This window comes from Bradyrhizobium sp., from assembly GCF_016213215.1.
Lineage (GTDB): Bacteria > Pseudomonadota > Alphaproteobacteria > Rhizobiales > Xanthobacteraceae > Bradyrhizobium.
Genome location: NZ_JACRAW010000120.1, coordinates 1 through 23941, shown reverse-complemented (window position 1 = coordinate 23941; position 23941 = coordinate 1). Strand labels below are relative to the sequence as shown.

Annotated in this window: 20 protein-coding genes and 1 pseudogene; 6 read left to right on the top strand and 15 right to left on the bottom strand. The window is 64.7% G+C overall.

Annotated elements, in window-relative coordinates; all coding sequences use genetic code 11:
* The first annotated feature begins 36 nt into the window (after positions 1-36).
* Positions 37-1638: an NAD(P)/FAD-dependent oxidoreductase gene (locus HY852_RS20410; protein WP_291606622.1), complete on the top strand. Its 1602-nt coding sequence runs from the start codon at positions 37-39 to the stop codon at positions 1636-1638.
* Positions 1639-1676: 38 nt separating this feature from the next.
* Positions 1677-2021, top strand: a complete 345-nt coding sequence (locus HY852_RS20405; RefSeq protein WP_291606621.1) for a cytochrome c — start codon at positions 1677-1679, stop codon at positions 2019-2021.
* A 283-nt stretch (positions 2022-2304) separates the two neighbouring features.
* On the opposite strand, the gene HY852_RS20400 is transcribed toward HY852_RS20405, so the two are convergent.
* A complete protein-coding gene (locus HY852_RS20400) occupies positions 2305-2469 on the bottom strand; it encodes a Flp family type IVb pilin (protein WP_291606620.1) in 165 nt (54 codons plus the stop codon).
* 166 nt (positions 2470-2635) lie between these two features.
* Between HY852_RS20400 and HY852_RS20395 the strand changes: the two genes are divergently transcribed.
* Positions 2636-3532, top strand: a complete 897-nt coding sequence (locus tag HY852_RS20395) for a 50S ribosomal protein L11 methyltransferase (RefSeq protein ID WP_291606646.1) — start codon at positions 2636-2638, stop codon at positions 3530-3532.
* 9 nt (positions 3533-3541) lie between these two features.
* Here HY852_RS20395 and HY852_RS20390 read toward each other — a convergent pair whose 3' ends face one another.
* Complete coding sequence (locus tag HY852_RS20390) at positions 3542-3721, bottom strand: hypothetical protein (protein ID WP_291606619.1); 180 nt, start codon at positions 3719-3721, stop codon at positions 3542-3544.
* A gap of 188 nt (positions 3722-3909) precedes the next feature.
* Here HY852_RS20390 and HY852_RS20385 point away from each other — a divergent pair, with 188 nt between their 5' ends.
* Positions 3910-5736 (top strand): aminopeptidase P family protein, encoded by a 1827-nt coding sequence (locus HY852_RS20385; RefSeq protein ID WP_291606618.1) that lies wholly within the window; start codon positions 3910-3912, stop codon positions 5734-5736.
* Positions 5737-6026: 290 nt separating this feature from the next.
* Positions 6027-7268 carry a multidrug effflux MFS transporter gene (locus HY852_RS20380; protein ID WP_291606617.1) on the top strand — a complete coding sequence of 414 codons (1242 nt, stop codon included), beginning with the start codon at positions 6027-6029 and terminating at the stop codon, positions 7266-7268.
* A 114-nt stretch (positions 7269-7382) separates the two neighbouring features.
* Here the strand turns inward: HY852_RS20380 and ligA are convergent, their stop codons facing one another.
* Entirely contained in the window at positions 7383-9530 is a 2148-nt protein-coding gene (ligA, locus tag HY852_RS20375) for an NAD-dependent DNA ligase LigA (RefSeq protein WP_291606616.1), read from the bottom strand.
* 117 nt (positions 9531-9647) lie between these two features.
* On the opposite strand from ligA, the gene HY852_RS20370 reads away from it, so the two are divergent.
* Complete coding sequence (locus HY852_RS20370) at positions 9648-9935, top strand: GIY-YIG nuclease family protein (RefSeq protein ID WP_291606615.1); 288 nt, start codon at positions 9648-9650, stop codon at positions 9933-9935.
* Between the two features lie 92 nt (positions 9936-10027).
* Here HY852_RS20370 and recN read toward each other — a convergent pair whose 3' ends face one another.
* The 12 genes and pseudogenes from recN to HY852_RS20310 all read right to left on the bottom strand — a co-directional run.
* Positions 10028-11701 (bottom strand): DNA repair protein RecN, encoded by a 1674-nt coding sequence (gene recN, locus HY852_RS20365; RefSeq protein ID WP_291606614.1) that lies wholly within the window; start codon positions 11699-11701, stop codon positions 10028-10030.
* A 13-nt stretch (positions 11702-11714) separates the two neighbouring features.
* Positions 11715-12599, bottom strand: coding sequence for an outer membrane protein assembly factor BamD (locus HY852_RS20360; RefSeq protein ID WP_291606613.1), 885 nt, complete (start codon positions 12597-12599; stop codon positions 11715-11717).
* Between the two features lie 262 nt (positions 12600-12861).
* Positions 12862-13821, bottom strand: coding sequence for a UDP-3-O-acyl-N-acetylglucosamine deacetylase (gene lpxC, locus HY852_RS20355; protein WP_291606612.1), 960 nt, complete (start codon positions 13819-13821; stop codon positions 12862-12864).
* 330 nt (positions 13822-14151) lie between these two features.
* On the bottom strand, positions 14152-15963 hold the full coding sequence (ftsZ, locus tag HY852_RS20350; RefSeq protein WP_291606611.1) for a cell division protein FtsZ: 1812 nt from the start codon (positions 15961-15963) through the stop codon (positions 14152-14154).
* 96 nt (positions 15964-16059) lie between these two features.
* Positions 16060-17379 carry a cell division protein FtsA gene (gene ftsA, locus HY852_RS20345; RefSeq protein ID WP_291606610.1) on the bottom strand — a complete coding sequence of 440 codons (1320 nt, stop codon included), beginning with the start codon at positions 17377-17379 and terminating at the stop codon, positions 16060-16062.
* Positions 17376-18350, bottom strand: a complete 975-nt coding sequence (locus HY852_RS20340) for an FtsQ-type POTRA domain-containing protein (RefSeq protein ID WP_291606609.1) — start codon at positions 18348-18350, stop codon at positions 17376-17378. Before HY852_RS20340 ends, ftsA begins: the two co-directional genes overlap by 4 nt.
* Positions 18317-18566, bottom strand: a pseudogene (locus HY852_RS20335) (D-alanine--D-alanine ligase); the annotation flags it as partial. The pseudogene HY852_RS20335 and the gene HY852_RS20340, both read right to left, overlap by 34 nt.
* A gap of 125 nt (positions 18567-18691) precedes the next feature.
* The gene (locus tag HY852_RS20330; RefSeq protein ID WP_291606608.1) at positions 18692-19678 is read right to left on the bottom strand and encodes an ATP-grasp domain-containing protein; all 987 of its coding nucleotides are present in this window, start codon (positions 19676-19678) and stop codon (positions 18692-18694) included.
* A complete protein-coding gene (gene murB, locus HY852_RS20325) occupies positions 19678-20601 on the bottom strand; it encodes a UDP-N-acetylmuramate dehydrogenase (protein ID WP_291606607.1) in 924 nt (307 codons plus the stop codon). Before murB ends, HY852_RS20330 begins: the two co-directional genes overlap by 1 nt.
* Positions 20598-22010 (bottom strand): UDP-N-acetylmuramate--L-alanine ligase, encoded by a 1413-nt coding sequence (murC, locus tag HY852_RS20320; protein ID WP_291606606.1) that lies wholly within the window; start codon positions 22008-22010, stop codon positions 20598-20600. The genes murB and murC overlap by 4 nt, the downstream gene beginning before the upstream one ends.
* A 149-nt stretch (positions 22011-22159) precedes the next feature.
* Positions 22160-23260, bottom strand: coding sequence for an undecaprenyldiphospho-muramoylpentapeptide beta-N-acetylglucosaminyltransferase (murG, locus tag HY852_RS20315; protein WP_291606605.1), 1101 nt, complete (start codon positions 23258-23260; stop codon positions 22160-22162).
* 83 nt (positions 23261-23343) lie between these two features.
* A partial coding sequence (locus HY852_RS20310; RefSeq protein ID WP_291606604.1) for an FtsW/RodA/SpoVE family cell cycle protein occupies positions 23344-23941 on the bottom strand: 598 nt, incomplete at its 5' end.

Here is a 23941-nt window from a genome sequence, read left to right as displayed (position 1 = left end):
GACAGCACACAGCGATCAACAATTCTTGAAGCTTTCATGACCGGGACGGACGTCGTCATCATCGGCGCGGGGCATAACGGCCTCACCTGCGCAGCCTATCTTGCGAAGGCCGGCCTGCGCGTGAAGGTACTGGAGCGCCGCAAGGTCGTCGGCGGCGCCGCCGCGACGGAAGAGTTCCATCCGGGTTTTCGCAACTCAGTCGCGGCTTACACGGTGAGCCTGCTCAACCCGAAAGTAATTCGAGACCTAAAGCTCGCCGAGCACGGCTTGCGGATCGTCGAGCGGCGCGCCCAGAATTTTCTCCCCTCGCCGGATGGCAGCTCTCTGCTTACGGGCGAGGGCCGCACCCTGGAAGCGGTCAGGAAGCTCAGCGAGCACGACGCCAAGGCTTTCGAGATCTTCTCACGCGAACTCGAGGCGATCGCAGACGTGCTGCGCCAGTTCGTGCTGCGCGCACCGCCTAACCTGCTGGAAGGCTTCGGCGCCGCCGCGATCCGGGAGGCCGTCAACGCGCTCGGCACGGCCAACATCCTGCGCAAGCTGTCGCTGGAGCAGCAGCGCAGCCTGCTCGACCTGTTCACACGCTCGGCGGGTGAAATGCTGGACGAGCGCTTCGACAACGACCTGGTCAAGGCGCTGTTCGGCTTTGACGCGATCGTCGGCAACTATGCGAGCCCCTATAGCGCCGGCTCGGCCTACGTGATGCTGCACCACGCCTTCGGCGAGGTGAACGGCAAGAAGGGCGTGTGGGGCCACGCCATCGGCGGCATGGGCGCGATCACGCAAGCCATGGCGGCCGCGTCTCGTGCGCATGGGGCCGAGATCGAGACGGAAGCGGGCGTGCGCGAGGTGATCGTCGAGAACGACCGCGCCGTTGGCGTCGTTCTCGACAACGGCAAGACCATCCGCGCCAGGTATGTCGCGTCCAACGTCAATCCGAAGCTGCTCTACACGCGTCTTGTGCCGGCCGAAACGCTCGCGCCGGAATTCCTGGCGCGCATGCAGCACTGGCGCAACGGCTCGGGCACCTTCCGCATGAATGTGGCGCTGAGCGCCCTGCCCTCGTTCACAGTGCTGCCTGGCAAAGGCGATCATCTCACCTCCGGCATCATCATGGCGCCGAGCCTCTCCTACATGGATCGCGCCTGGCTCGACGCGCGGAGCTTCGGCTGGAGCCGCGAGCCGGTCGTGGAGATGCTGATCCCCTCCATGCTTGACGACACGCTGGCGCCTTCAGGCCAGCACGTGGCGAGCCTGTTCTGCCAGCACGTCGCGCCCGAATTGCCCGACGGCAAGTCCTGGGACGATCACCGCGAAGAAGTCGCGGACCTCATGATCGCCACCGTCGATCGTCATGCGCCGGGCTTTGCGGCCAGCGTGATCGGGCGCCAGATCCTGTCTCCGCTCGACCTGGAGCGGCAGTTCGGATTGCTCGGCGGCGACATCTTTCATGGCGCATTGACCCTCAACCAGCTGTTCTCGGCCCGACCGATGCTGGGCTACGCCGACTACCGCGGCCCGCTCAAAGGCCTTTACCACTGCGGCTCCGGCGCCCATCCCGGCGGCGGCGTCACCGGCGCACCCGGCCACAATGCCGCGCGGGCGATCCTGCGCGACGAGCGGGCATTATTCGGGTAACCATCTTCAACGAAGGACACGCACCGAGGGGTTGAGTGATGCTCTGCCGTTTTACCAGCCGAGCCCTGCTTGTGATGGCGCTCAGCCTGGGGGTGTCGGCTGCCGCGCAGGCCGCGACCACAAAAGAGCTGCGCAGCCGCGGCAAGGCGATCCTGGAGGAGAAGTGCAGCCGCTGCCATGCCGTCGGCACAAGGGACTTAAGCCCGCTCAAAGGCGCGCCGCCGATGCGCACCATCTACGGCCGTTTCGCGCCCAAGGAACTGCGCGCCGAAATCCAGGAGGGCATGGTCTCCAGGCACCGGGAAATGCCGCAGATCGACTTTTCGGACGAGGATACCGACGCCATCATGGCCTACCTGTATGCGCTCGCGCTCAGGAAATGACCTGTGGATGCCTCCGGGAAAAGCCGGTGGACAAACGGTGCATTCCGGCTGGACAGTTTTGGTACAACGCGGGAGCGAGCGCGGCTAGGTCGCTGTGGACAAACTGTGATCAAGCCGTGCAGAAGATGTGGAAAACGTGTTTGAGAAGCGGTGCGCCGGCTGTGGGCAGCGGGTACTGCTCGCGACGTTTTCGCAAGGGGATGTCTTCCCTTGCGGCCATTGTCGGATGAGGACCTATGAAGATCGCGAATTCTCTCTCTGGGAAGGGAGACTTCGGGCCGGACTACTTCAACGCGCTGCTGAGGGCCGTAAGCTTCGCGACCAGCTCAGTGCCCAGGTTGAAAATGATCGTGAGGATGGCGAGCGCGATGCCGGCGGCAATCAGCCCGTATTCAATCGCGGTCGCCCCGGACTCGTCAGACAGGAACGTCAGAACCATGCGCTTCAAGTTCGCCTCCGTTCATGGTGTATTTGGCCAGCCAAACACCAGTAGTTGTACGAACATAGACCTAAGGTTGTATAAAGGCGAGCGCTGCAAGTGTTGCGGTTGATGCAGGGCAATCGCTCCATAAATCTGCAAATCTGTCGGAAAAGACGTGAGCAACTTGCCCGAAATGACCCCCGCCACCCATCGCGCCACCTTCGCCATTGGCGATGAAGCCTCGGCCAGGCGCGCCGTAGACGTCCTCACCGAGATCTTCTTCGAAGCCGAAGCCGCCATTGCCGGGTTCGAGCGCCCCGACGGGCGCTGGGCCGTAAGCATGCATTTTGCCGAAGCACCCGATCAGGTGCTGTTGCGCGAAGTCGTCGCCAATGCGGCCGGCCAACAGATCGCCGACGCGATCACCTTCGAGGTCGTCGAAGCCATGGATTGGGTCAAGGCCAGCCTTGAGGATCTCGTTCCCGTGCCGGCCGGCCGCTTCGTCGTGCATGGACAGCACGACCGGGCGCGCGTGCCGGCGAACAAGCTCGGTATCGAGATCGAGGCCGCGCTCGCTTTCGGCACCGGCCATCACGGCACCACCCGCGGCTGCCTGCTGCTGCTCGACCATGTGCTGAAGGCGCGTCAGCCCCGGCGTGTGCTCGACCTCGGCACCGGCACCGGTGTGCTGGCGATCGCGGCAGCCAAGGCGCGGCATCGACCGGTGTTCGCCAGCGACATCGATCCGCCGTCGGTGCAGGTGGCGCGCGAAAATGCGGCGCTCAATGGCGTCGGGGATCTAGTGATGGTGATCCAGGCTACCGGCTTTTCGGCGCCGGAATTTGCCGCGCGTGGTCCGTTCGACCTGGTGCTGGCGAACATCCTCGCCAATCCTCTGCGGCAACTGGCGGGAGCGATGGCAGAGCACCTCGCGCCTTCGGCGCTGGTTATCCTGTCCGGCCTGTTGACCCATCAGGCACGAGGTGTGATTGCCGCCTACCGCGCACGCGGACTGGTCCCTGTGCGGCATTTGCGTATCGAAGGCTGGAGCAGCCTGCTGCTGCGCTACACGAATAGTCCAGACCGATAATCCAGTACTCTAGCTGCCCGACTTTCCCTCGCGGCGACCGTTGTGCTCCCCGCGCGAGCTGCGCCTGGCGCGGGTCTCTGCCAAGCGGTCGATCATCTGGCTGATGAGGCCTCGCTGCTTCTTGGCAGCCGGCGCAATGGGTGTGCGACGATCCGGAGACGAGATCTTCTCAAATGTGAACGCAGCCATGGTGTATCCCCTCGTCATTGAGTTGAAACACTCCTGGTTATTTCCCCTGAGATCACACGCGGAGCCTTGAGCGGCCGCGCCCGTTCCATCGCCCGTCGGATGGAACTATTTGAAGCACAGTTTATGCCACATCAGGTGCGTTCGAGTCTACATTGCGGACAGCCCCCCTTAATTCTACGGTGGACCGCATGTTCGAGGCGCTTTTCCAGACTTTCGAGGAACCCGAAACCGGCGTTGCGCTGAGTGCGCGTCTGTCGGTCCTTCGCGAAGAACTGGCGCGGCGCAAGCTGACCGGCTTCGTCGTTCCGCGCGCCGACCAGCAGCAGAACGAGTACGTTCCGCCGTCCGAGGAGCGGCTCGCCTGGCTGACGGGCTTCACCGGCTCGGCCGGCATGGCCGTCGTCCTGCCCCAGGAAGCCGCGATCTTCGTCGACGGCCGCTACACCCTGCAGGCGGGCAAGCAGGTGGATGGCAAGGCGTGGGCCGTCGAGTCGCTGGTCGATCCGCCGCCGGAAAGCTGGCTCGCGAGCCACCTCAAGCCCGGCGACCGGCTTGGATTTGATCCCTGGCTTCACACGACGCCGGCTGCCGAGCGGCTGGCCAAGGCCTGCGCCAAGGCGGGTGCCGAGCTGGTCGCCGTCGACTCCAACCCGGTGGATGCCGTCTGGCCCGAACGCCCAACGCCGCCGCTCGGTCCCGTCTCCGTGCATGGCCTGCGACTGGCCGGCGAAGGCGAGGCCGACAAGCTGAGGCGCATCCGGCTGCAGCTCGAAAAGCTCGGCATCGATGCGCTGGTGTTGTCTGATTCCCATGCGGTGGCCTGGACCTTCAATATCCGCGGCGCGGACATTGCCCACACGCCGCTGCCCTTGTCATACGCGCTGGTCCCAAGGGACGGCCGACCGACGGTGTTCATCGATCACCGCAAGCTGTCGAACTCCACCCGCGACCATCTCGAACAATCGGCCGACGTCGAGAACCCCGAGGCCCTGACGCACAAATTGGCGGCGATCGCCGAGACCGGCGCCTGGATCGGGCTCGACAATGTCACCGCCGCCGATGCCTTGAGCCGGCTGATCAGCGCCGAAGGCGGCAAGCCGGTGCCCACCACCGATCCGGTGGCCATGCTCAAGGCGGTCAAGAACGCCACCGAGATCGAAGGAACGCGAACCGCCCATCGGCGTGATGCGGTGGCGCTGGCGCGCTTTCTTGCCTGGATCGATCGCGAAGCACCCGCCGGTACCCTGACCGAGATCGACGTCGTCGAGGCGCTGGAGACGTTCCGGCGCGAAACCGGCGCGCTGAAGGACGTCTCATTCCCGACCATTGCCGGCACCGGACCGAACGGCGCCATCGTGCATTACCGTGTTACCCGCAAGAGCAACCGGCGGATCGCACCCGGCGATCTCCTGTTGGTCGATTCCGGCGCGCAATATGAAGACGGCACCACCGACGTCACGCGCACCATCGCGGTCGGCGAGCCGACCGAAGAGATGCGCGACCGTTTCACCCGCGTGCTGCGCGGCCATCTGGCGATTGCACGCGCGGTATTTCCCGACGGCACCACCGGCGCCCAGCTCGATACGCTGGCACGGCAGTTTCTCTGGAACGCCGGCATCGATTTCGAGCACGGCACCGGCCATGGCGTCGGCAGCTACCTGTCGGTGCATGAGGGACCCGCGCGGATCTCGAAGCTCGGGACCACGCCGCTGAAACGCGGCATGATCCTGTCGAACGAGCCCGGCTATTACAAGACGGACGCCTACGGCATCCGGATCGAGAATCTGGAGCTGGTGATCGGCACCGAGATCGCCGGCGCCGAAAAGACCATGAACGCGTTCGAGACGCTGACGCTCGCGCCCATCGACCGGCGGCTGATCGATGCGAGGATGCTGGGCCGGGATGAACTCGACTGGCTCAATGCCTATCACGCCCGTGTCAGGCGCGAGGTGCGCTCCAGCCTGGATGAAACGACCGGTCTCTGGCTCGACCAGGCGACGGCAGAGTTGAAATAGCCGGCGGCAGCAACAACGCCTTTTCAGAAGAACTGTTGTCCCTCGCCAACGGGTCGGCGCGAAGCGCCGCCCGATAACAGGCTCCGGCGGAAAATCCAGATCGTGCGATTTCCGTAGGAATGGCCGCCCCTGGAATACTGGATCCGCTTCTGCGGATGATGATGACCGTTTGAGCTGCGCCGTCGCCGTCATTACCACCCTCCCGAAATCGGAATAGGCACATTCCCAAACGCCCATATTCGCGGCGGGAGCGATCCCGCTACAGTCTCTCACGAACGGAATCGGGACCGATGCACGGGACGACGGGAAAGCCGGCGGAAGCCGCAACAGGCAAGGACCTGGCGACCTCGCGCGTGATGCTGGTCCTGCTGGTTGCCATGAACGGCGTGGCGCCGATCTCGCTCTATCTCCTCGTGCCGGCCTTGCCTGTACTTGCTACCACCTTCGACAGCGCCATCTCGGTCGCCCAGATGACGGTGTCGCTCTATTTCGTCGGCATCGCCTGTTCGCAGATCATCATGGGGCCGTTGTCCGACAAGTTCGGACGCCGCCCGGTGCTGATCGCCGGACTCAGCCTGACGGTGGCCGCGAGCGTGGGATGCGTGTTCGCGCAGACCCTGCCTCAACTGATCGTCGCGCGCTTTCTGCAGGCGCTGGGCGGGGCCACCGGCATGGTGATCAGCCGGGCCATCATCCGCGACCTCTACAGCCGCGAACGCGTCGGCGGCATGATCAGCCTGGTCGTCGGGGTAATGATGATCGCGCAGATGGTGAGCCCGCTCACCGGAGGCCTGCTGGAGACCGCCTTCGGCTGGCGCGCGATCTTCTATGCCATCGCCGCAGTGTCGGTGCTCGTCGCCGTGCTGATCGTGGTGGCGCTGCCGGAGACCCGCCGTGCACGCACTGGGGACAGTGGATTTCGTACCGACGTCGGCAGCCTGATCACCAGCCGCCCGTTCGTCGGATTCATGCTGTGCCAGGTGCTGGCCTCCCAGATCATCTTCATCTTCGCCGGCGGCGGCCCCTATCTTGTGATCAACGAGATGGGCCGCAGCAGCGCCGAATATGGCGCCTGGTTCGCGACCACCGCGTTTGCCTATCTCATCGGCAACCTGTTCTGCGTCCGCTTTGCTCCGCGCCACGCGCTGGAGCGACTGATCTGGATCGGCCTTGCACTGCAACTCGCCGGCAGCCTTCTCAACCTGTTCCTGAGCGTCGCCGGCTTCAACCAGACCCCGTCATGGCTGTTCGGAGCGCAGATGATCGTGATGTTCGCGAACGCCTTCGTGATGTCGAACTCGGCCGCGGGCGCCATCAGCGTGCGGCCACAGGCCGCCGGCACCGCTTCCGGCGCGATGGGATTTCTGCAGATGGGACTGGGCTCCCTGGTCTCCCAGTTCGGCGCCTGGCTCGGCGGTCACTTTAGCTCGACCCTGCCGCTGACGGCCGCGATCTTCGCCCTGTCGCTCGCGTGCGCCTCCATGATGATTTTCGTCGTGCCGCGACGAAAGCGGCAGGCGGAGGGAGAGTAAAAGAGGGAAGACACGAACTCCGTCATTGCGAGCGAAGCGACGCAATCCAGAATGCTTCCGCGGTCACAGTCTGGATTGCTTGGTCCGCTGCGCGCCTCGCGACGATGAATGATGTCACTCCCCGATCAGCTTGAGCCACTCGTCCTCGGTCAGCACGGTGACGCCGTGCTTCTTGGCCTCCGCCAGTTTCGAACCGGCGCCGGGACCCGCGACCACATAATCCGTTTTCTTCGATACCGAACCGGAGACCTTGGCACCCAGCCGCTCGGCGGTCGCTTTTGCCTCGTCGCGCGTCATGCGCTCCAGCGTTCCGGTGAACACCACGGTCTTGCCGGCAATTGCCGAATTACTCTTCGGCTTTTCGGCGTCCAGGATATCGACCTGCCCGGTCAGCCGCTCGACGATGCCGCGGTTATGGCTCTCGCCGAAATAGGCGGCGATGCTCCTGATCACGGTATCGCCGATCTGGTCGAGCGCATCCATCTCGACGATCGCATCTTCATCGCCCTTGGCGACTTTCATGCAGGCGTCGTGGACCGCGTCCCAGGAGCCGTAGCCCCGCGCCAGCGCCAGCGCCGTGGTCTCGCCGACATGGCGCATGCCGAGCGCGTAGATGAAGCGTTCGAGTGGAATACGGCGCCGCTGCTCGATGGCATTGAAAAGGTTGCGTACCGAGGTCTCGCCGTAGCCTTCGATCTCCTCGAGCTTGATGCTCGCGTTGCGCTCGGAAAGCGTGAAGATGTCGGCGGGCTCCTTGACCCAGCCCTGCTCGAAGAAGAACTCGATTTGCTTTTCGCCGAGACCGTCGATGTCGAAGGCGCGGCGGGAGGCAAACAGCTTGAGGTGCTCGATCTTCTGGAACGGGCAGGCGAATTCGCCGGTGCAGCGCGCGCGGGCGCCCTCCTCACCGGTCGCGGTTTCCTCGCGCACGACGTCGGTGTGCAGCGAACACGGGCACTTCTTCGGAAAATGGTATGGTTTGGCATCTTTCGGCCGCTTCTCGATCACGACGTCGACGACCTGCGGAATGACGTCGCCGGCGCGCTGGATCACCACGGTGTCGCCGATCCGGATGTCGCGCCCCTCGCGCAGCTTCTCGCCCTTGCCGCCGATGCCGCGGATATAATCCTCGTTGTGCAAGGTGACGTTCTGCACGATCACACCGCCGACTCCGACGGGCTCGAGCTTGCCGACCGGTGTGAGCGAGCCGGTACGCCCGACCTGGATCTCGATATCGCGCAACACGGTCATGGCGCGCTCGGCCGGGAACTTGTGGGCGATCGCCCAGCGCGGCGTGCGCGATACGAAGCCGAGACGCTCCTGCCAGTCGATGCGATCGACCTTGTAGACGACGCCGTCGATGTCATAGTCGAGCGCGGCGCGCTGCTCCTCGATCTTGCGATGGAAGGCCAGCAACTGCTCGACCGAATGGCACAGTTTGGTCAGCGGATTGGTCTTGAAGCCGCAGCGCTCGAACCAGTGAATCATGCCGGTCTGCGTCTCCTCCGGCATCCCGCTCATTTCGCCCCAGGAATAGGCGAAAAAGCCTAGTGGTCTCGTTGCGGTGATGGCCGGGTCCTTCTGGCGCAGCGATCCGGCCGCCGAGTTGCGCGGGTTGGCGAAGATGGTGTCGCCGGCCGCCTTCTGCCGCTCGTTGAGCGCAAGGAAGGCCTTCTTGGTCATGTAGACCTCGCCGCGCACCTCGCAGATCTCGGGCACGTTGCGGCCATGCAGCTTCTGCGGCACGTCTTCGAGCGTGCGGATGTTGGCGGTGACGTCCTCGCCCTCGGCGCCGTCGCCGCGCGTCGCGGCGGTGACGAGTTCGCCGTCTTCGTAGCGCAGCGACATCGACAGGCCGTCGATCTTCGGCTCGGCGGAAAGGTCGATCTTCGCATCCGTCAGCTTGAGGAAGCGCTCGATGCGGCCGACGAAATCGCGCACGTCCTCCTCGGCAAAGGCATTGTCAAGCGACAGCATCGGGACCGCATGGCGGATTTTCTTGAACCGCCCGGACGGCGCCGCGCCGACCTTCTGCGTCGGCGACTCGGCGGTGACGAATTCGGGAAAGCGCTTTTCGATGGCTTTGAGGCGACCGCGCAGCGCGTCATATTCGGCATCGCTAATATTTGGCGCGTCTTCCTGGTAATAGCGCCGGTCGTGTCCCTCGATCTCGAGCGCCAGCCGTTTCCACTCCACCTTGGCCTGGGCCTTGGTGAGATCGGCGACGTCGGGAAGGGTTTTGGATTTTGCTCTTGCTATCATGCGAAAGACTATTGATCCGTCATTCCGGGGCGGTCCGCAGGACCGAACCCGGAATCTCGAGGTTCCGGGTTCGCGCTTCGCGTGCCCGGAATAACGATGTGGTGGGAATCGCGTCTCATGGCATACGACGTCTATATCCTAGCAAGCCGACGAGATGGGGCAATCTATGTCGGCGTCACAAATGACATCATCCGCCGCATCTTTGAACACCGATCAAAGGCCGTCTCCGGCTTCACATCCAAATACAATATCACGCGGTTGGTCTGGTTCGAAATCTATAACGACCCCGTCTCGGCGATAACGCGTGAGAAGGAGCTGAAGAAATGGAAGCGTGCTTGGAAAACCAAACTGATCGAAAAGAATAACCCGAACTGGGATGACCTGTACGATTCGATCTGCAATTGAGAACGTCATTCCGGGGCGGTCGCAGGACCGAACCCGAAATCTCGAGATTCCGGGTTCGATGCTTCGCAGCGCCCCGGAATGACGGTACCAAGCTATGCCGTCGCGGCGCGCAGCAGCCGCTCGGCGGCGGCCCTCGCCTCGGCCGTGATCTCGGCGCCGGCGAGCATGCGGGCGATCTCCTCGCGACGGTGGTCGGCAGCGAGCGCATTGACGCGGGTGGCAACGCGCTTGCCCCTGTCGAGCGAGTCCTTGGAAATCAGAAGGTGCTGGTCGGCCCTTGCAGCGACCTGCGGCGCGTGTGTCACCGCCATCACCTGCACCTTGCCGGCGAGCCGCGCCAGGCGAGCCCCGATGGCGTCCGCAACCGCGCCGCCCACCCCGGTATCGATTTCATCGAACACCAGCGTCGGCGCCGATCCGCGGTCCGACAGCACGACCTTCAGCGCCAGCAGGAAACGCGACAGCTCGCCGCCGGAGGCCACCTTCATCAAGGGGCCGGGCTTGGTGCCCGGATTGGTCTGCACCCAGAATTCGACGCGATCAAAGCCCTGCGGTCCCGGCGCTTTCGGATCACTCTCCACCTGGGTCATGAACCTGGCGCGTTCGAGCTTGAGCGGCGCCAGCTCGGCGTTCACCGCCTTGTTGAGCTTGTCCGCGGAATTTGCCCGGGCGGCGGAAAGTCTGGCGGCGGCGGTGCCATAGCGCTGGTCGGCTTGCGTTGCCGCGCTCTCGAGCTTCTTCAACTGCTCGGCGCCCGCATCGATCAACGCCACGTCGGCAGCGAATTTCGCAGCAAGCTCGGCGAGACCGTCGACCGGCGTCGAATATTTGCGCGAGGCGCCGCGCAGCGCGAACAGCCGCTCCTCGATGCGCTCCAGTTCCGCAGGGTCGAAATCGGTTGCGGCAAGCGCCGCGGCCAGATGCTGATCGGCTTCCTCCAGCGAGTTGATCGCAGCGTCGATCGCCTTCACCGCGGGCTCGACGAGGGCCGGCGAGCTTACGCCGCGCCGCTCGAGACGGCGCACCGCGGCCGACAAGGCTGCGATCGGCGAATGATCCCCGCTCACCGTCTCCTGTGCCTCGCGCAGATCGCCGGCGATCTTCTCGCCCTGCATCATGACAGTCCGCCGTTCGGCAAGGGCCGTCTCCTCGCCGTCCTTCGGCGCCAGGGCTTTCAGTTCGTCGGCGGCGTGGCGCAGGTAGTCCGCCTCGCGCGCGGCGCGCTCCATGCTGGCCCGATGCTGCTCCAGCGCGCTGTTGGCGGCGCGGCGGGCCTCCCAGAGTTCTTCCACGGCGGCAACGTCCTTCTCGAGCCCCGCGAAGGCATCTAGCAGGCGGCGATGGGTGGCCGCATCGACCAGCGCGCGCTCATCGTGCTGGCCGTGGATCTCGACCAGCGCGGAGCCGACCGCTTTCAACGTCTGCACGCTGATCGCCTGGTCGTTGATGAAAGCGCGGGTGCGGCCGTCGGCAAACTGAACCCGCCGCAGAATCATCTCGCCGGTGTCCTCGAGCCCATTCCCGGCAAGGATCGCGGTGGCCGGGTGGCGTTTCGGCACGTCGAAGACGGCTGTGACCTGCCCCTGCTCCGCACCATGGCGAACGAGGCCGGCGTCGCCGCGGCCGCCCAGCGCCAGCGCGAAAGCATCAAGCAGGATGGATTTGCCCGCCCCGGTCTCGCCGGTCAGGACTGCGAGGCCACGGGAAAACTCTATATCGAGCCGTTCGATCAGGACGATGTCGCGGATCGACAGACGCGCCAGCATGAGACTCAGCTTCCTAGCCGAGACCCATTTTCCTGAAGGCCCTGCTCATCCAGGAGCCTTGATTCTCGCTCGGCTCGAGACCGCCGGACTTTACTAGATTATACGCGTCCTTGTACCAGCGGCTGTCGGGAAAATTGTGCCCAAGTACCGCCGCGGCGGTCTGCGCCTCGCCGACGATGCCGATGGCCATATAGGCTTCGGTCAGGCGCGCCAGCGCTTCCTCGACATGCCGGGTGGTCTGATACTGCGTGACCACGGTCTTGAAGCGGTTGATCGCCGCCGTGTAGTCGCGCTTCTGCATGTAATAGCGGCCGACATTCATCTCGCGACCCGCAAGCTGGTCGCGCGCGCCTTCCAGCTTGGCCTTGGCGTTGGCGGCGTATTCGGAGTTCGGGTATTTGCGAATCACTTCTTCGAGCGCGGCGATCGCCTTCTCGGTGCGGCTCTGGTCGCGGCTGATGTCCGGAATCTGGTCGTAATGCGAGGCGGCGATCAGATACTGCGCGTAAGCGGCATCCGAACTGCCGGGGTGAAGGGTCACATAGCGCGTCGCAGCGCCGATGCAGTTGTCATAATCGCCTGCCTGGTAGAAGGAGTAAGCCGACATCAGCAAGGATTTGCGGGCCCAGTCCGAGTAAGGATGCTGCCGGTCGACTTCCTCGAATTTCTTCGACGCGCCCTTCGGATCCTTCTTCTCGTTCATCATATACAAGCCCTCATTGTAGAGCTTGTCTGCAGGCACCTCGACGAAGGTGTCGTCCTTCGCGGTGAACTTGTCCCACATTTCGGAGCAGCCGCCCAAGGGAAGGCCCATCATGAACAGGCCGGCCACGAGCCGCAGCGAGCGTGCCTGAGGCGAAACCCTGGGTAATCCGCGCGTCATACGCTGTGCCGACATGAATGAGACCTGACGCCCTGTAATGCGGTGCCCGCCGCCCCGAAAACGCGGCCCAAGGCAATGATTGGCGCGGCCGATGGCGCCCTGCCATGCGACCAAGCCCGTTTAACCGAAAAACGATCGTTAACCAACCGGATAGGGAGGCATTTCGCCGGGATTAAGGCGGCACGACCAGATGATGGTTACCAGGAGCAGGCGTGGAAACGGCCTCGGCCGATTCGCGCCTTGCTTTCAGAACAACTTGGCTTTCAGGAACTGGCCTTCAGGAAACGTCCGGCCCGTAGGCCGGGGCGATCATGCCGCCCATGATCCCGCTGCCTGCTTCGGCATGCGTCCGCGAACGACGCGCGGCTTCGCCCTCGACCACCCGCCAGGCGCTGCGGTCGGCCAAAAGCGCCGTCAGCACGGCATGGTTGAGCTTGTGACCGCCGCGAACCGAGCGATAGGCCGCGAGCAGCGGCAGGCCGGCGAGCGCAAGATCGCCGATCACGTCCAGCATCTTGTGGCGAACGCATTCGTCCCTGTAGCGCAACCCATCGGTATTGAGCAGGCGGGTGTCGTCAAACACGACGGAATTCTCGAAGGAGGCGCCGAGCGCGAATCCGGCGCCCCAGAGCCGCGCCACATCGCACATGAGACCGAAGGTACGAGCACGGGCGATTTCACGACGGAACCGCTCTGCACCGAGATCGAGCGTGTACTTCTGCCGGCCGATCAGCGGGTTGGCGAAGTCGATCTCTACTTCGGCGCGGAATCCAGCCGCATGAGGCCGCAATTCCCCGAAGGAGTCACCCATTGCGACCTGAACCGGCTTGAGCACCTGGATGAAGCGGCGTGGCGCCGATTGGGTGATGATTCCAGCCTGCTCGATCGCGGCAACAAAGTCGGCCGCGCTGCCGTCCATGATCGGCACTTCCGGTCCATCGATCTCGATGGTGGCGTTGTCGACGCCCATGCCCCGCAGTGCAGCGAGCACGTGCTCGGCGGTGGAAACAAGCGGACCTTCGCGGTCGCCGAGGACGGTTGCAAAGTCGGTCGCGATTACCGAGGTGGCGGTCGCCTGCACTTCGCGGTCGCAACCATCAAGGCCGGTACGGATAAAAACAAAGCCCGCGTCAACCGGTGCAGGCCCGATGGTCAAATTGACAGGAAGCCCCGAATGGACGCCGACGCCCGACACGGTGGCCTGCGCCCTAAGCGTTGTTTGCCGGCTGAATTTCATTCCAAGACCCGCCCACACGACTTATGCAAAGACCCGTTGGCCGTTAGGGCCGTTCCGAATCTCGACATCCCCAAGTCATGGCGAACCATAAACTTTGCCCCAAACAGCGCCAACTCACGCTTTTTTACTAATTGTTACCCCAACTCTGCCGCATTCGCGCCAAATTGCGCCACGCCGCGAAAGGCACTTGCAACTCAATTGCATCACGAAAGCGATAATTAATCATTTAAATCAGGTACTTGCCTGCGAGCCGGTTGGCTATTCCGGTAAAGGAAAGGTCCCGGCGAGGAAGCGCCGGGACCCTTTTCATCACCACAATTGTAACGATCGTCAGGTTGCCTGACGGCGCAGGAAGGCGGGGATATCGAGATGGTCGTCAGCCTGTGGCGCAGGCGCAACAGGCGCCGGGCGGCCATGCTGGTCCAATCCCTGCGGCGCCGGCCGACGGGCATATTCTGATACCGGCTCGTTGGTCGCGATCTGCTGGGTAACCGTGCGCTGCGGCCTCCGCTCCGGCAGGGACGGCATCGCCGGACCTGCGGATCTAGCCGCAATCGGCGGCTCGTTCTCTTCGTCGCGGCGGCCGAGGCCGACATTGGCGAGCCGCTGCAGAAGTGACAGGCGGGTCTTCTGCGGAATGTCCTCCTCGACCTCGCCACGCGCCTGCCTGATCTCGGCCTGGGCCGGCATCGGCAGATCCTCGAACTTCGGCATGCGCGGCGCGCGGCCCGGCGGACGTTCGGCCGGCGGCGGGATGAAGTTCTCGGGAGTCAGCGGCTCATTTGTCGCGCTGGGGGCCGCCTCGGGTTCGGGAAACAGCGAAGGCTTCTGCGCGATCGGGCGAACCGTGACGTCGCCATAGGACGCCGGCTGCACCGGCGCGTGCGCGGCGGCTTGCGAAGCTTCGGGCGCAACGGCTGCGGCGATCGCGGCAAGGGCCGCCCGTTCGACATGGTTGCGCTGCAGAGCCGCCGGAGCCGGAGCGGCTCCCGGAGCAGCGTGCGCCTCCAGTTTCTGGGCGCGCTCCGCCAGCCGCTGGTTGTCGGCACGCAGCCGCGCGGTCAGGTCGGCCAGCCGATTTTCCGCCGTTGGTGCCGGAGCGGCCGGAGAGTTGGCAGCGGCATGAGCGCTGGCGGCCGCGGGGGCGCCGGCCGTGGCCGCATTGCGGGCGATCTGCGCCTGCTCGATTCCGGTCGCGACCACCGAGACCCGGATCAGGCCGTCGAGCGCCTCGTCGAAGGTGGCGCCGACAATGATGTTGGCGTCCTGATCCACTTCCTCGCGGATACGCGTGGCGGCTTCGTCGACTTCGAACAGCGTCAGGTCCTTGCCGCCGGTGATCGAGATCAACAGGCCCCTGGCGCCCTTCATCGACGAATCGTCGATCAGCGGGTTGGCGATGGCGGCCTCGGCGGCGGTCAGCGCCCGCTTGTCGCCGGAGGCCTCGCCGGTGCCCATCATCGCCTTGCCCATCTCGCGCATAACGGCGCGCACGTCGGCGAAATCGAGGTTGATCAGGCCTTCCTTGACCATCAGGTCGGTGATGCAGGCGACGCCCGAGTAGAGCACCTGATCGGCCATCGCGAAGGCGTCGGCAAATGTGGTCTTCTCGTTGGCAACCCGGAACAGGTTCTGGTTCGGAATGATCAGGAGGGTGTCGACCACCTTGTGCAGGTTGGCGATGCCCGCCTCCGCGGTACGCATGCGGCGCGCACCTTCGAAATGGAAGGGCTTTGTCACCACGCCGACGGTGAGGATCCCCATTTCGCGCGCGGTCTTGGCGATGACAGGCGCGGCGCCGGTGCCGGTGCCGCCGCCCATGCCCGCGGTGACGAAGACCATGTTGGCGCCCGAGAGGTGATCGCGAATCTCATCGATGACTTCTTCCGCCGCCGCCGCGCCGACATCCGGCTGCGAGCCGGCGCCTAACCCCTGGGTAACCTGCGTCCCCATCTGGACGATGCGCTGCGCCTTCGACATCGTCAGCGCCTGCGCGTCGGTGTTGGCGACCACGAAGTCGACGCCCTGCAGGCCCGCGGTGATCATGTTGTTGACCGCGTTGCCGCCGGCGCCACCGACGCCGAACACGGTGATCCTCGGCTTCAGCTCGTGAATATCAGGAACGTTGATATTGATGGTCATGGTTGCCTCTCGATCACGCGCGTGTGGTTTCGCCCCGGCCGGCGGCCGCGGGAGTTGGTTGATGTCGTTTGCGGCGGAAAAATTTTGAAAGGTTCATCAGAAGCCCTCGCGAAGCCATCGTCCGACCTTGCCGAAATAGCCGCCCGTCCCAGTCTTCAACGGCCGCGCATGCCGCGGCTCGATATGTTCGAGGTGAACATATTGCGGATAGACCAGGAGCCCCGCGGGCACCGCGAAAGCGGCGTTCTTTGCCTCGTTGGGCACCCGGCCGAAGCCGAGCGGACGTCCGATCCGCACCGGCCGGCCAAGTATCTGGCTCGCCAGTTCCACAAGTCCGGTGAGCTGGGAGGCGCCCCCGCTCAGCACGACACACCCCTTCGGCTCCGCCGCAAACGGCGAATCCGCGAGTCGGTCCCGGACCATTTCGAAAATCTCTTCCGCACGGTGCTTGACGATGTTGGCGATGGTTGCGCGTGATACGATCTGTGGCAGATCGTGCTCGTCGCCAGCGGTCGGCACGGACATCAACTCACGCGCGTCGGACCCGCCGGTCAGCACGGTGCCGTATAACGTCTTGATTCGCTCAGCATCAGCAATGCACGCGCTGAGTCCGCGCGCAAGGTCCATTGTGATGTGCTGCCCGCCGACCGCAAAACCCGAGGCATGGACGAAGCGCCCGCCGGAGAAGATGGCGATCGTCGTCGTGCCCGCGCCCATCTCGACTACCGCCGCCCCGAGATCGGCTTCGTCGTCGGTGAGCACCGACAGCGCCGCCACATACGGGCTTGCGGCCATGGCTTCGACGTTGAGATGGCAGCGCTCGACCACCAGCATCAGGTTGCGCGCGACGGTCGCGTCGGAGGTGACGACGTTCATGTCGACGCCGAACTGGCGCGCCACCATGCCGCGCGGGTCGCGGATTCCCCGGACGCCGTCGAGCGTGTAACCGACCGGCAGCGTGTGCAGCACCGTTCGGCCTTCCCCGGTCGCATGGTGCATGCCGGTGGAGGTGACGCGGTCGACGTCGGCCGCCGTGACGGACCCGCCGCGAATATCCGAGGCCGCCTCGACCAGGTGACCCTGCAGCCGGCCGCCCGAGACGGAGAGCAGCACGGACTCCACCCGCACCTTGGCCTTGCGTTCGGCCAGCGCCACCGCCTGGCGCACCGCGTGCTCGCATTGGGCAAGGTCGGTCACCGCGCCTGCTTTCATGCCGCGGGCCTGGATCTGGCCGTAACCGATCAGCTCAACGGCGTGCGTGCGGCCACGCAGGGCCTCGCTCGGCTGAGATGGCTTCAGCCGCGCGATCATGCAGGCGATCTTGCTGGTTCCGATGTCGAGCGAAGCAACCAGCGCCGCGCGCTTGTGCGACATCGGGCGAGTCTTCGGTGTCTGGTGGCGATCAAGGCCGGTCATGCGTCACCGGCCTTCTTCTTGGGTTTCTTGTCCTTGAACAGCTCTTCGCGTGCCCTGGCGGCATCGTCGGACAATTGCACGACCAACCGGTCAGGCAGGCGCATGTCGACCGCGACAATGTCGCGGGAGAACAGCTTGTCGTCCTTGTCGAGCTTCGAGAGTGCCGCCAGCGCGTTGCCGACATCATGCTCCGGCAGGCGGATATCGAGCCCGTCCTTCAGACGCAAATTCCAGCGCCGCTCGCCGACGAAGATCGCGGCCTGCGTCACCGAGTGCACCTGGGGATAGCGCGCGAGCAGTGCCAGGAAATCTTTCGCATGGGTTTCGGCGCCCTTGCCGACGACCAGCGGCAGTGACAGGAAGCGCCGGGACACGTAGGGCTCAAGCACGGCGCCGTCGTCGGCGATCACCGAGAGCCGGCCGCCCTCCTGCCACAACGCGAACGCCCTGCGCTCGGTGATGTCGATCTGGAGCTGGCCCGGATAAAGCTTCAGGACCGTGGCATCGGCGATCCACGGGTTGGCCTTCAGGCGGTCGCGGACGCCTTCGGCATCCAGGAACAGGAGCGACGAGCTGCCGCTGACGCCGCCGATACCGAGCACTTCGTCCTGGCTCAGCTGCTTGCGACCGTTGATGATGACCGAGGTGATGCGAAATCCGGCGGAATTGGCCAGCGCGTTGCGTGCGTTGCCGACGGCAATCGTGAATTCCTGGAGATGGCCGCCTTTCACGATGCCAAAGGCGGTGCTGCCGAGCAGCAGCAGCGCGGTCGCAGCGATGCCGACCCGGCGCGGGAGATAGCGTTCGACAGTGGCAATCAGCCGGTGCGGCGGCTCGCGGTTGATGGCGGGCTTGCGATATTGGCGCTTGGCCTTGAGCCACTCGCGCAGCAGCACGACCGCGCCAACCGCGGCCGCTTTCAGATTAGCCTTCGGCCTCACCGATCGGGCGGGGCGTGCTGCACCATCCATTGCACGAGCTCGTCAACAGTTTGCCCGCAGAACTTCGCGGGGTTCGGCACGTCAGACGTCTCGGACTTGCCCGGCTGGGTCTTGAGCAGAAGAAGCCATCCCCTCTCAATGCGATCCGTGCAGCGGAAACCCGCGACAACTCACGCGCCGGCAGCCAAGCGCCATCTGCGCCGCCAGCGTTAACCTTCGGACACCCTGGTAAACAAAAGGTAAAACTAGTTGAGAGCCGGTGCGTTTTGGCTCGTTTTGTGAAGCAGTTGCGCCGCGGGGCCCGGGGATTTACCGATTCGGGTTCCGGTGGGGCGCTTCATCCAGCCTGGGGCGCCCTTAACGGATTTTCGCTATTTTTGCGTGTGACGAGCTGCCAGAACAATCTGTTCGTGCAGGAAGTCGACAAAGTCGATTCCCTGCGCCTTCAGGGCCTTCGGGTAAAGCGAGGCCTTGGTCAACCCCGGCAGCGTATTGGTCTCAAGGAAGATCGGCCCCTTCTCCGACACGATGAAGTCCGAGCGGGAATAGCCGGAACATGACAGGACCTTATGGGCGAGCAGCGCCTGGTCCATGATCTGGGCGCTGATTTCTGGCGAAAAGCGCCCAGGACAGATCTCCTGCGTCGATTTCAGGAGGTATTTGGCTGTGTAATCGAAGCCGCCCTCCGCCGGCACGATCTCGATCGGCGGCAGCGAAAAGAGCGAGCCGTCAGACCGCTCAAGGACGCCACAGGTTGCTTCCACGCCGCTGATGAACGGCTCGATCACATATTCTTCCAGCTTTGCCGCGCTACGCACGGCCTCAAGGTCCTGCTTTGCGTTGACGAAGATCAGCCCGTAGCTCGAGCCGTCGCGCGACGGCTTTGCGATCAGCTTGCCATATTCGTCGAGTGCAGCATCGAGATCCTCGAGCGCGATGCCTTGCGGCGCCTTCACGCCCGCAAGCGCGGCAAAGCGTTTTGCCGCCACTTTGTCGAAGGCTAGATGGGACGAGGCTGAGCCGGATCCCGTGAAGGGAACGCCGCGGATCTCGCACATCGCCTGCAGCTCGCCGTTCTCCGCGCGCCCGCCATGCAGGCCCAGCACAAGCAGGCGATCTTCATCCCTGGCCTGGTCCAGCGCCTGTTCCAGCGGAATGCCCTGATTGCCCGGCTTGAACTCGTCTTCGAACGGGCGCGCGTGACTGAGAAGTGCCTGCGACTGGACGACATGCACGCGATCCGCCACGTCCCAGAACCACAAATCGACCTCGGGCAGCGCCTGGTGCAGCGCCTGCGCGCTCGCGACCGAGACCAGGCGCTCCTTATTCGAACCGCCGAAGAGAATGGTGATGCGCATTAGCTCCGCTCGATCCCGATCCGCTTGATTTCCCACTGTAGCTCAATCCCGGACTTTGCCTTAACCCTGGCGCGTACGGTCTCGCCCAGCGTCTCGATGTCAGAGCCGGTCGCGTTACCGGTATTGATCAGGAAATTGCAGTGCATCTCCGAGACCTGCGCCCCGCCGACACGCAGGCCGCGGCAGCCGGCCGCGTCGATCAACTTCCAGGCGCTTTGGCCGGGCGGATTCTTGAAAGTCGAACCGCCGGTCTTCTCGCGAATGGGCTGTGCGGTCTCGCGGTGGTTTTGCACTTCGGCCATCCCGGCGCGGATCGTTTCCGCGTCCTTGATCGTGCCGCGGAAGCGCGCCGAGGTGAAGATGATCGAGGGATCGACTCCGCTGCTGCGGTAGACAAATTTCATGTCAGCGTTCGAGAACACATGCTTGCTGCCGTCGCGGCCGATTCCAGTGGCTTCGATCAGGACGTCCTTGGTCTCGCTGCCGTTGGCGCCCGCGTTCATCCGCAGCGCGCCGCCGATCGTGCCGGGAATGCCGAAGAAGAACTCAAGCCCGCCGATATTGGCGCTGGCTGCAACTTCCGCCACGCGCTTGTCGAGCGCGGCCGCGCCGGCGCTGACCACCTCGCCTGCCGCGCTCGCCTCACCAAAGGCGCGCGGCGACAGTCGGATCACGACGCCGGGAAGGCCGCCATCGCGCACGATCAGGTTGGAGCCGACGCCGACGACATGGACCGGAATATCGCTCGGCAGATGCGCGAGGAAATAGGCGAGGTCGTCTTCATCGGCCGGCGTGAACAGAACCTGCGCCGGACCGCCGACGCGAAACCAGGTCAGCTCGGCCAGCGACTGGTTCGCCAGCAGCCGTCCGCGCAAGCCCGGCATCGCGGCTTTGAGTTCGGGCGTGGTGTCGGGAAAGCTCACTGGCCTGACCCCAGTGCCTTCAATTCGCCCGGCAAGGCGTAGGCCCATTGGGTGATGTTGCCGGCACCCAGGCACACGACGAGATCGCCGGGACGGGCGAGGCCCTTGACGATGCCCGCGAGATCGGAGGACTTCGGCAGCGGAATCACCTCGCGATGCCCATGCGCGCGCAGACCCAGGACAAAATGGTCGCGGTCGATGCCGGGAATCGGCGTCTCGCCGGCGGGATAGACCTCGGCGACCACCACCGCATCGGCATCGTTGAAACAGGTGCAGAATTCCTCGAACAGCGATTGCAGACGGGTAAAGCGATGCGGCTGCACCACCGCGATGATCCTGCCGCCGTAGGAATCGCGCGCCGCCTTCAGCACGGCGGCGATCTCGACCGGATGATGTCCGTAGTCGTCGATGATGGTGACGCCGTTCCACTCGCCGGTCTTGGTGAAGCGCCGCTTCACGCCGCCGAACCCGGCCATCGCCGTGCGGATCGCATCATCGGACATGCCGAGCTCGTGGGCCACTGCGATCGCCGCGGTCGCGTTCGACGCATTGTGCCGGCCGGGCATGGGCAGCGCGATGTTTGCGATCTCGTGTGTCGCGCCGGTCTTGCGATCGCGGAACACGACCTTGAATTTCGAGCCGCCGCCGCCGGACGTCAGGTCGACCAGCCGCGCATCGGCTTGCGGGTTTTCGCCATAGGTGATGATGCGGCGGTCCTCGATCTTGCCGACCAGCGTCTGCACGATCGGATGGTCGATGCACATGACGGCGAAGCCGTAGAACGGCACGTTCTCGACAAAGTTGCGGAATGCCTCCTGCACGGCCTCGAAGGTCTTGAAATGGTCGAGATGCTCGGGATCGACATTGGTGACGATGGCGACATCCGCCGGCAACTTCAGGAAGGTGCCGTCGCTCTCGTCGGCTTCGACCACCATCCAGTCGCCGGCGCCCAGCCGCGCATTGGTGCCATAGGCATTGATAATGCCGCCGTTGATCACGGTGGGATCGAGGCCGCCGGCGTCCAGGAGCGTTGAGACCATCGACGTCGTCGTCGTCTTGCCGTGGGTGCCGGCGATGGCGACGCAGCTCTTCAGCCGCATCAGTTCGGCCAGCATCTCGGCGCGGCGTACGACGGGAATGCGCTGCGCACGCGCTGCCATCAGTTCCGGATTGTCGCGTTTGATCGCGGTCGACACCACGACGACATCGGCGCCGTCGACGTTCTCCGCCCGGTGGCCGACAGAAACCTTGACGCCCTTGCCGCGCAGCCGCACCACGTTGGCGTTTTCCGAAGCGTCCGAGCCCTGCACCGTGTAGCCGAGATTGCACAGCACCTCGGCAATGCCGCTCATGCCGATGCCGCCGATGCCGATGAAATGAATGGGTCCTATTTCGCGCGGCAGTCTCATAGGTCTGTCCTGAATGGTTTTCTCATCGCCCGCCTTGTGCGGATTGCACACGGCGGGCGTCCCGGTATGACGCGAAGCCAGAGGTCACAGTCAGCCGCGCGAAATACTGGATGCCCCGCTTTTGAAGGCGCTGACAAGCGGTTTTTGCGTCAGATTCCTGCCACTTTCGCCACCAGATCCGCCAGCCGGTCGGCGGCATCAAGCCGGCCGACGCTGCGGGCAGCTTCGGCCATCGCGGCGAGGCGCTCCGGCTCGGCGGCGAATGCGGAGATTTCCGAAGCCAGCCGGTCGGGGGTGAACTCGGTCTGCGGGATGCGCAGGGCGCCATTGACCTTTGCCAATACGCCGGCATTGGCGAACTGATCCTGGTCGATCGCGCCGGGCAGCGGCACCAGTATGGACGGACGGCCGATGGCGGCGAGTTCGGCGACGGTTCCCGCCCCCGAACGCGACACCACCAGATGGTTCGAGGCGAGCCGCGCCGGCAGATCGGTGAAGAACGGCGCGAGCTCCGCGTTGATCTTCAGCCGGTCATAGACCGCGCGAACGCGTGTCATGTCTTCCTCGCGCACCTGCTGCGTCAGAATCAGCCGGCTCCACAGCGCGGGCTCCAGGCGCTCGATCGCGCCAGGCACGACGTCAGCCATCACGCGCGCGCCCTGGCTGCCGCCGACCACCAGCAAGCGGAACGGTCCATTACGATCGGGCGGCGCATACGTCACGGCCGCGGCCGCCAGGATCGCGGGACGCATCGGCGTGCCGACCGTGGTCGTCTTGCCGGCCAGCGCAGGATCGCGATCGAGCACGCCCGGCAGGGAAGTTGCGATCGCGCGCACGTAGCGGGACAGAAAGCGATTGGCGCGCCCGAGCACCGCGTTGGCATCATGGATGATGCTGGGAATCCCGACCAGCCTTGCCGCGATCAGCGGCGGCACGGTTGGATAGCCGCCGAAACCGATGATCGCGGCAGGCTTCAAGCGCCGCATCAGGATGACGGCTGTGACGATACCGGAGGCGAGCGTGACCGCCGTGCGCGCCAACGACCAGGGCGTGCGGCTGCGCACGGTCTCGCTCGGCACCACGTCGATCATGTCCTTGCTGAAAAGTCCGCTATAGCGCAGCGCGCGGGCATCGGTCACCAGGCGGACGCGAAAGCCGCGCCGGATCAGCTCCACCGCGAGCGCCTCGGCGGGAAACAGATGACCGCCGGTGCCGCCCGCGGCCAGGAGAATCAAGGGCGAGTTATCCATGACGCGGGGGTGTTTACAGCGAAAGCGCCGCGAATGCGAGCCACCCCACCGCGGCAACGCGACACCGTCGCCGCCGGCTTAGCCTACGCGTAGCTGCGCATCGCTTCGGCCTCGCCGATCGACTCGACCTCAGTCCTGGGTCGGAGCCGCGTCAGCGCCAGCATCATGCCGACACCGTAGGCCAGCGACACCATCGAGGAGCCGCCGTAGGAGATGAACGGCAGCGTCATGCCCTTGGCGGGGATCAGCTGCAGATTGACGGACATGTTGATCGCCGCCTGCACGCCGAACAGGATCGCGAGCCCCGAGGCGGCAAAGCGCGAGAACATGTCCTGGTTGGCATAGGCGCGCGTCAGGGTGCGGACCACGACGAAGGTGAACAGCGCGAGCAGTGCCAGGCACAGGATGATGCCGAACTCCTCGGCCGCCACTGCGAACACGAAATCGGTGTGGCTGTCCGGCAGGCTGCGCTTGGCGATGCCCTCGCCTGGACCGAGCCCGAACCAGCCGCCGTTGAAGAACGCCTCCATCGCCGTGTCGACCTGAAACGTGTCGCCCGAGGCGGGATTCATGAAGCGCTTGATGCGGCCGGCGACGTGCGGAACGAACAGATAGGCCGCGAACAGCCCGGCAGCGACGGTACCAGCCAATCCCATCACCCAGATCATGCGCATGCCCGCG

Bases quoted from the DNA above. Each gene is read 5' to 3' on its own strand.
- HY852_RS20410 (WP_291606622.1), top strand. From the start codon at position 37: ATGACCGGGACGGACGTCGTCATCATCGGCGCGGGGCATAACGGCCTC.
- HY852_RS20405 (WP_291606621.1), top strand. From the start codon at position 1,677: ATGCTCTGCCGTTTTACCAGCCGAGCCCTGCTTGTGATGGCGCTCAGC.
- HY852_RS20395 (WP_291606646.1), top strand. From the start codon at position 2,636: ATGACCCCCGCCACCCATCGCGCCACCTTCGCCATTGGCGATGAAGCC.
- HY852_RS20390 (WP_291606619.1), bottom strand. From the start codon at position 3,721: ATGGCTGCGTTCACATTTGAGAAGATCTCGTCTCCGGATCGTCGCACA.
- HY852_RS20385 (WP_291606618.1), top strand. From the start codon at position 3,910: ATGTTCGAGGCGCTTTTCCAGACTTTCGAGGAACCCGAAACCGGCGTT.
- HY852_RS20380 (WP_291606617.1), top strand. From the start codon at position 6,027: ATGCACGGGACGACGGGAAAGCCGGCGGAAGCCGCAACAGGCAAGGAC.
- ligA (WP_291606616.1), bottom strand. From the start codon at position 9,530: ATGATAGCAAGAGCAAAATCCAAAACCCTTCCCGACGTCGCCGATCTC.
- HY852_RS20370 (WP_291606615.1), top strand. From the start codon at position 9,648: ATGGCATACGACGTCTATATCCTAGCAAGCCGACGAGATGGGGCAATC.
- recN (WP_291606614.1), bottom strand. From the start codon at position 11,701: ATGCTGGCGCGTCTGTCGATCCGCGACATCGTCCTGATCGAACGGCTC.
- HY852_RS20360 (WP_291606613.1), bottom strand. From the start codon at position 12,599: ATGTCGGCACAGCGTATGACGCGCGGATTACCCAGGGTTTCGCCTCAG.
- lpxC (WP_291606612.1), bottom strand. From the start codon at position 13,821: ATGAAATTCAGCCGGCAAACAACGCTTAGGGCGCAGGCCACCGTGTCG.
- ftsZ (WP_291606611.1), bottom strand. From the start codon at position 15,963: ATGACCATCAATATCAACGTTCCTGATATTCACGAGCTGAAGCCGAGG.
- ftsA (WP_291606610.1), bottom strand. From the start codon at position 17,379: ATGACCGGCCTTGATCGCCACCAGACACCGAAGACTCGCCCGATGTCG.
- HY852_RS20340 (WP_291606609.1), bottom strand. From the start codon at position 18,350: ATGGATGGTGCAGCACGCCCCGCCCGATCGGTGAGGCCGAAGGCTAAT.
- HY852_RS20330 (WP_291606608.1), bottom strand. From the start codon at position 19,678: ATGCGCATCACCATTCTCTTCGGCGGTTCGAATAAGGAGCGCCTGGTC.
- murC (WP_291606606.1), bottom strand. From the start codon at position 22,010: ATGAGACTGCCGCGCGAAATAGGACCCATTCATTTCATCGGCATCGGC.
- murG (WP_291606605.1), bottom strand. From the start codon at position 23,260: ATGGATAACTCGCCCTTGATTCTCCTGGCCGCGGGCGGCACCGGCGGT.